Here is a 7401-nt window from a genome sequence, read left to right on the forward strand (position 1 = left end):
GCCTTTTCGGTAGTCAGATTGTTGGAGACCAATTTCCCCAAGTACGTGGATTACCAGTTCACGGCGCAGATGGAGAATGGCCTGGATATGATCGCCCATGGCAAGGAGCGAGGCAAGGACTGGCTGACCCGGTTCTACTTCGGTTCGGGCCCAGGTGCCGCCCAGAACGCTGATCAGGCCCATCAGGGCCTACAGGAGCAGGTGGCCCAGTTGGGGGACATCGACGCCCGCAAGATCAACACCATCGAGATCGGTGATGGCCTGCAGGTGAGGGTCGGCCGCTACGGGCCCTATCTTGAGGATACGGCTGACCTGGATGCCGACGGCAATCCGAAGCGTGCTTCGTTGCCGCCCACCATGGCTCCGGACGAGCTGACAGTGGCGGCGGGCCATGAACTGATCGCTACCAATGCCGGCGGCCCCCGTCAGCTGGGCAAGGATCCGCAGACCGGCGGTCGGGTCGAGGTGCGCAAGGGCCGATTTGGGCCCTATGTGGCCCTGATCAGCCCCGAGGAGGAAGTGGCCGAGCAGAAAAAGCCGACTGGCAAGACAGCGCGGACAACCAAGCAGGCTGGCCCTAAGCCCAAGATGGCATCGCTCTTCAAGACCATGGATCCAGACACAGTCACCCTGGAAGATGCTCTGAAGCTGCTTAGTCTGCCTAGGACGGTGGGCAGCATCGAACTGACCGATGCCAAAACGGGAGAAACCAACCAGGCCACCGTCACAGCCAGCAACGGCCGCTATGGCCCCTATCTGACGGCCACCAAGGCCGACGGCGGCACCGAGACGCGTTCGCTGACCGACGAGGGGCAGATTTTCACTATCGACCTGGCCGGAGCCAAGGCCCTCTTTGACCAGCCTAAGTACGGGCGGCGTTCCCGGAGTGCGGCCAAGCCTCCTCTTCGTGAGCTGGGCACGGACCCCGACAGCGGCAAACCCGTCACCATCAGGGACGGATTCTATGGTGTCTACATCACTGACGGACAGACCAACAGGACCCTGCCCAAGCAGTACACGGCCCAGTCCATCGAGCCGGAGGTGGCCTTCCGCTTACTGGCAGAGAAGCGCGCGGCCGGACCCGCCAAGCGGCGCGGCCGGACGACCCGCAAGTCGACTGCACGAAAGTCCACCGCCCGCAAGTCGGCGTCCAGCAAATCTACAGCTGGCAAGTCGGCTACTCGCGCCCGCAAAACCACAAAGAAGACTAAAACTACCAAGACTGCCAAGACTACGGAGCATCAGGCATGAGCGAGGGTTTGTTCATTTCCTTCGAGGGCGTGGATGGCGCAGGCAAAACTACCCAGGTCCAACAAGCACATAACTATCTGCAGGGGCGTGGCCTGGGATCCTTGGTTACCCGCGAGCCAGGCGGCACCCCTGTCGGATTGACTATTCGGGAACTTGTCCTTCACGGCTTGGCAGCCTTTCCCTCGGTCGCCGTGACCGGCGGTACCGACGTGGTTGATGCCTCCGACGATCTGGCCCCCAGGACCGAGGCCCTGCTCTATGCGGCGGATCGGGCTGAGCATGTGGCCCAAGTAGTTCGTCCGGCTCTGGATCGCGGAGATATTGTGCTCTGCGACCGTTACCTGGATTCCTCAGTGGCCTATCAGGCCGGAGGCCGTGATCTGTCAGTGGATGTGATTCGTCGGCTGAGCCTGTGGGCCAGTCAGGGCCTTCTGCCCAGACGCACCTATCTGCTGGACGCGGATCCGTCTCAGTCCAAGTTGCGCCTAGATCATGAGCCCGATCGGCTGGAGTCGGCTGGCGATGACTTTCAGCAGCATGTGCGTCAGGCATTCCTGCAGCTGGCTCAGAGGGAGCCCGACCGGTTCCTGGTTATCGACGCCACCCAATCCATCGACCGGGTCTGGCAGATCATCCAGGACGATTTGGACAAGTTGGTCGAAGGGCGCGAGCCGGATCTGCCTCAAGTTGACGATGAACTCCCAGATGTTGATGATGACACTGACGACACTGACGCCCAGGACGATGTCGACGAAGATGAATCGACGGCAGGATATGAGGACGATGAGCAAGGTGCCGAGTCGGACTGGACCGAGGCTGTGGATACCTCCGATCAGGCACTGGATGCTGATGCTGACCAGGACGACCAGTCCATGGAGGCAGGGACAGTCGGCGGTGATGCAGATGATGATTCGGCTCCTGTAGGTTCCCGCGCTCGCTGGCTGCTCCTGCCCCAGCTCCTACGGAAGAGCCGATGAGCGTCTGGGACGCCATTGTGGGCCAGCAGCCCACGGTCGAGCTACTCAAGCGGACAGTGGCCGCTCAGGCGCAGGGTCATGACGAGGTAGCGCAGTCCTGGCTGATCTGCGGACCTCCTGGATCGGGGCGCTCCAATCTGGCCCGGGCTTTTGCGGCGGCCCTAATCAGTCCGGATCAGGGATTGAGTGATCAGCCTACCCGCGTCACTCAGCAGGTTCTGGCCGGAACCCATCCGGATGTGACCATACTGTCCACCAATAAGGTCACCATCGGCATCAACGAGGTCAGGGAGCTGATCATGACCTCGGAGCAGATGCCTTCAACCTCGCGTTGGCGGGTCATCATTATCGAAGATGTAGACCGGATGCTGGAGCGGACCACCAATGTGCTGCTCAAAGAGATCGAGGAGCCTGCCGAGCATACCATCTGGCTTCTGTGCGCACCCAGCGCCCAGGATGTGCTGCCCACCATCCGTTCACGGACCAGGGTCCTCAACCTGGCGGTGCCATCCAACACTGCAGTGGCCGATTTCCTAACTGATCAGGTGGGGGTGGACCGGCCCCTGGCCGCCAAGGCCGCCCGTCTGGCCCAGGGGCACATCGGCATCGCCCGCCTCTACGCCACTAGGGATCAGGTCCTGGCCGACCGTGATGAGCTGGTGGTGGGTTTGTTGGGCCTGCGGCGCGCTTCGGATGCTGTGATCCTGGCTGGCCGGGTGGTTGATGCGGCTCGGGATCAGGCCACCGCCACCGTGGACGATGAGGTGGCCAGGGACGAGCGGGAGTTTCGGCAGATCAACGGTCTCAGGGACAAGGAACGCATTCCCCGGCAGTTGCGTGGGGCCTATCATGCCTTGGGGGGCAAGGATCAGGTACGCCGGCGGGTTACCAGGCTGACACGGGATGTGCTGGACCGCAACCTGAGCACCCTGGCCAGCGTCTACCGGGATGTGGGCGTCCTGCAGAACGGTGCCGAAGAGAAGGCTGGCTTGGTCAATTTGGAGAATCGGGCGGCTATTGCTGATCTGTCCGTCAGGCTCTCCAGACAGGGGGCCATCGACCGCATTCGGCTGATCGCTCGGGCTCGCAGGAGGCTGGCTGCCAATGGTTCGCCGCTCCTGGTCTTCGAGGCCCTCTTCTGCACCCTGCTGGTCTGAGTACGAGCCAATTGCCGTAACTGTCGGTCAAGAATGAACTTGACCTCGTCGGCTGGGCGGGCGAGAATCGAATCATGAGGATTATCACTGATTTCGGCACTATTCCCGATCGGTACGCCAAGCGCGCCCCTCAGTCCCTTACCCGAAAGGGACGTCCCGTAGTTTCCTTCCCATTCCGGCTTGAGGATGTGCCCCAGGAGGCCCGCTACCTGCACTGGATGCTGGTGGATCCTGATTCCGTGCCCGTGTGCGGCTTCCCCTGGATTCACTGGTCTCTGGCCAACCTGCCCATCGAGGCTTTGCTCGCCTTGCAGCCTGAGGGGACCGAAAGCTCCGTTTTGGCGATTCCTGAGGACTTCTCCAGAAATCTGTCTAATCTGATTCCCGGTGTGCCCCAAGGGCGCACCTCGGCGGCCTCGCCCCTGGTTATGGAGGAGGAGATCGCTGACGACCCCGCCGTGCTTATGCGTTACAACGGCCCCACGCCTCCGGACCGGGTTCATGACTATGTGCTGTCGGTCTGGGCCACACAAGAGGCTCTGCCGGGCCTGGGGGAGGGGTTCTGGCTCAATGCCCTGGTCCATGCCATCCATTCCGCCCAGCCGGTGGCCGCAGCAGCTCGGGTCTGGCTGCCAGCTGATGCCTGATTTGGTTGGGGCGGTCTAGCACTAGAGTGAGGCCATGCCCTAAGTGCGCAGACGGCCGTCATCCCTGCCTGCCCACGCAGTCGGTTGGAATGGCATCCCCCGACTTCCGGACTGGTGATGACAGTTGACCGCGATCAGACAAAGGAAGACGCTTATATGCCCTGCACCACGCTTCTGATAGGCAAGAATGCCAGTTACGACGGGTCCACCATCATCGCTCGGGATGAGGATTCGTCCAATGGAGAGTTTCGTCCCAAGCGCTTCGTATTAGTCACTCCTGACCAGCAGCCGCGGCACTACCACAGTGTGATCAGCCACCTGGAGATAGACCTGCCCGACGATCCCATGCGCTATACCTCGGTGCCCGATGCTTTGCACAATCAGGGACTCTGGGCTGCCGCAGGCGTCAACAGCGCCAATGTGGCCATGTCGGCCACCGAGACCATTACCACCAACGAACGTGTTCTGGGTGCAGATCCGCTGGTTGAGCCCACCCCCGCCCAGGGCCATCCCGGGGATGAAGACTACTTGGCCGCGGTGCCCGGAGGCATCGGCGAGGAGGACTTGGTCACCATCGTCCTGCCCTATATCCACTCGGCTCGGGAGGGCGTCCAGCGGCTGGGTTCCCTGCTGGAGCGCTACGGCACCTATGAGATGAATGGTATCGCTTTCAGCGACGTGGACGAGATCTGGTGGATGGAGACTGTAGGTGGCCACCACTGGATCGCCAAGCGCGTGCCTGATGATTCCTATGTGACCATGCCTAACCAGCTGGGCATCGACGAGTTCGATCTGGACGACGCCTTCGGAGACCAGACCGATCACCTTTGCTCGGCCGACCTGCGGGAGTTCATCGCCGACAACTACCTGGATCTGTCCGTGGAGTCGGCTTCGCCCTTCAACCCGCGTGACGCTTTTGGATCCCACAGCGACTCGGATCATGTGTACAACACGCCTCGGGCCTGGTACATGCAGCGCTTCCTCAACCCCTATGACGAGATCTGGGATGGGCCGGACGCCGATCACACTCCCACCAGCGACAACATCCCCTGGTGCCGTCAGCCTGAGCGGCTGGTTACTGTGGAGGATGTCAAGTATTTGCTCAGCTCTCACTACCAGGGCACACCCTACGATCCCTATGGGCGGACTGGCAACGAGCACACCAAGGGGCTTTACCGCCCCATCGGCATCAATCGCAATGACCAGCTGTCCCTGATCCAGCTGCGCCCCTACCAGCCTGAATCCTGCCGGGCCATCCAGTGGATTTCATATGGGTCCAACGCCTTCAATGCCCTGGTTCCCTTCTATACCAATGTGGATCGCACGCCCGACTATCTGGCCAACACCACGGGCCAGGTCTCCACCGACAGCCTCTACTGGTCAGACCGACTGATCGCCGCCTTGTGCGACTCGGCCTTTGCCGGTACTTTGCCGGCAGTCGAACGCTACCAACAGAGCGTTGGCGCTGAGGGCCATCGCATGATCGCCTCCGCAGATGAGCAGGTGGCCCGCTTGGAAGGCGCCGATAAGGGCACCGACAACCCCGAGGTTCGCCAGGTGCTGGAGGCTGCCAACAAGGACATGGCCGACCGTCTGCGCAAGGAGACCGACGACCTGCTGAGCCAGGTGCTCTACACGGCCAGCATGGGCATGCGCAACGGCTACCACCTGTCCGACAACTGAGCCATCCGATTGATAAGGATCATAAAGGAGGAGAGCCTCATGACGGGCTTTGGCGATTACGTCAGGCCATACGGTCTGTTTGACAAGATCGATGCCTTCGGCTACCTGAAGGATCTGCAGGATCATCCGGATATGCCGCGCAAGCATGGCCGGGTGCTGCTTGTTACCGCAGACACCCCGCTGAAGGCATCGCGTGGCGAGGGCAAGACCACCACCACCATCGCCCTGATTGACGCTCTGCGTGCCAGGGGAGTGGATGCTGCCGCCGTCCTGCGTCAGCCCAGCATGGGCATTACCGCTGCCGGGTCCAAGGGTGGCGCCTCCGGCGGCGGCAAGTCCTCCCTGACTCATCCTGAGCTGGTGGATTGGGGCCTGTGCGGGGAGATGGCGGCCATCGAATCCGCCCAGAACCTGCTGGTCTCCTTTGCGGAGAAGGCTGTGGACGAGGGTCGGTTGGACACAGTCCTGGTGCCCCGAGTCAGCGAGGTGCCCTCACGGTCCCTGCGGCAGATCACCGTGGACCGAGGCAAGGGCGACCTGCCTGAGCGGACCGTTCTGACGCCAACCTGCGAACTCATGCAGATCATGGTCCTCTCCCGGAGCATGGAAGAGATCGAACAGCGTGTGGCTGCCATGGTCGCGGGGACCCTGGATGGCCGTCCGGTCACCTTCGGAGAGTTTGTAGACCTGTGGCGGATCACCGGCATCCTGACCGATGCAGTCAAGCCTGCTTTTACTCAGACCCTGGAGGGTTCTCCGGTCTATGTACATGGCGGGCCATTCGCCAACGTTTCCATCGGCATTCCCAGCCTGGTGTCCGTGGAGATGGCCTGCGCCCGGCACGACGTGGTCGTCGTCGAAGCGGGCTACGGAGCGGATGCCGGTGCCCAGAAGTGGCTGGACATCGCCGACCGTGAGTATGGTGCCCAGTGGCCGGCCGCCGCCGTGGTCGTCACCCGTGCCACCACCTGGCGGGACGATCCCAAGCTGAGCTGGCGCTATCCTTTCCACGTGCACCGTCTGGAGGGACTTGGCATCCCCACCTTCCCGCTGATCAACCTCTGGGAGGGCGAGGACGCCCAGGTGGATTCCTTGCGGGAGACCGCCAACGGCTTGGGCTTCCGCAAACCCATCGCAGGCAACCTCTTCCGTGACGGGGGAAAGGCCCTCGAGCCTCAGCTAGAAGATCTGATTAAGGCCCTGCGGGAGCCCGCGAAGACCCAGGCGGATACGGCCAGCCTGCATGATATGTCTGTACCGGATCGGATTCGCTGGATCGCCCAGAGTGCCTACGGAGTGCCTGCTGATCGGGTTGTTGAGCGTGAGGGCTTCCAGGACAGTCTCCAGGCGGCCTCCGACCTGTGCGGCAAGGCAGGCATCTCCATCGAGGATCTGGTGGTGGTGGCGGTCAAATCACCAGCCACCATGACTGACGATGACCGGGCAGATCAGGACAAGCGCACAGTCACCCTGAAGAAGGTCGAGGCCCATACGGGTGCTGGCCTCCTGCAGGTGAACCTGACCACCTCTTTGACCACGCCCATGCCCAAGATCGTCTGAGTGGGCCATACACGGATTCGGCAGATCTGTGACGCGCCGTGTTGCGGGTCTGCCGAAACCGTGTATAGTATCTACTTGGCTCTTGAAAGTGCCCTGCCCCTATAGCTCAGTTGGCTAGAGCAGCTG

The 7401-nt window shown here is 61.9% G+C and carries 5 protein-coding genes and 1 pseudogene; all 6 read left to right on the forward strand.

Annotation, left to right across the window (positions count from 1 at the left end; all coding sequences use genetic code 11):
* Positions 1–1251 (forward strand): topoisomerase C-terminal repeat-containing protein (locus AC0AP0_RS06760; RefSeq protein ID WP_490429834.1); only part of this gene is annotated, 1251 nt, incomplete at its 5' end.
* Positions 1248–1901, forward strand: a pseudogene (tmk, locus tag AC0AP0_RS06765) (dTMP kinase); the annotation flags it as partial. The gene AC0AP0_RS06760 and the pseudogene tmk, both read left to right, overlap by 4 nt.
* Positions 1902–2224: 323 nt before the next feature.
* Positions 2225–3385 (forward strand): DNA polymerase III subunit delta', encoded by a 1161-nt coding sequence (locus tag AC0AP0_RS06770; protein ID WP_490429836.1) that lies wholly within the window; start codon positions 2225–2227, stop codon positions 3383–3385.
* A gap of 74 nt (positions 3386–3459) precedes the next feature.
* Positions 3460–4032, forward strand: a complete 573-nt coding sequence (locus AC0AP0_RS06775; protein ID WP_254477873.1) for a YbhB/YbcL family Raf kinase inhibitor-like protein — start codon at positions 3460–3462, stop codon at positions 4030–4032.
* Between the two features lie 156 nt (positions 4033–4188).
* The gene (locus tag AC0AP0_RS06780) at positions 4189–5715 is read left to right on the forward strand and encodes a C69 family dipeptidase (RefSeq protein WP_490429837.1); all 1527 of its coding nucleotides are present in this window, start codon (positions 4189–4191) and stop codon (positions 5713–5715) included.
* A gap of 39 nt (positions 5716–5754) precedes the next feature.
* The gene (locus tag AC0AP0_RS06785) at positions 5755–7275 is read left to right on the forward strand and encodes a formate--tetrahydrofolate ligase (protein WP_490429838.1); all 1521 of its coding nucleotides are present in this window, start codon (positions 5755–5757) and stop codon (positions 7273–7275) included.
* Positions 7276–7401 lie beyond the last annotated feature (126 nt).

Source organism: Bifidobacterium sp. POST2/T3 (B1), assembly GCF_058197115.1.

Excerpts from the sequence above, each read along its gene's own strand:
- AC0AP0_RS06785 (WP_490429838.1), top strand. The coding sequence starts at position 5,755 with ATGACGGGCTTTGGCGATTACGTCAGGCCATACGGTCTGTTTGACAAG.
- AC0AP0_RS06770 (WP_490429836.1), top strand. The coding sequence starts at position 2,225 with ATGAGCGTCTGGGACGCCATTGTGGGCCAGCAGCCCACGGTCGAGCTA.
- AC0AP0_RS06780 (WP_490429837.1), top strand. The coding sequence starts at position 4,189 with ATGCCCTGCACCACGCTTCTGATAGGCAAGAATGCCAGTTACGACGGG.
- AC0AP0_RS06775 (WP_254477873.1), top strand. The coding sequence starts at position 3,460 with ATGAGGATTATCACTGATTTCGGCACTATTCCCGATCGGTACGCCAAG.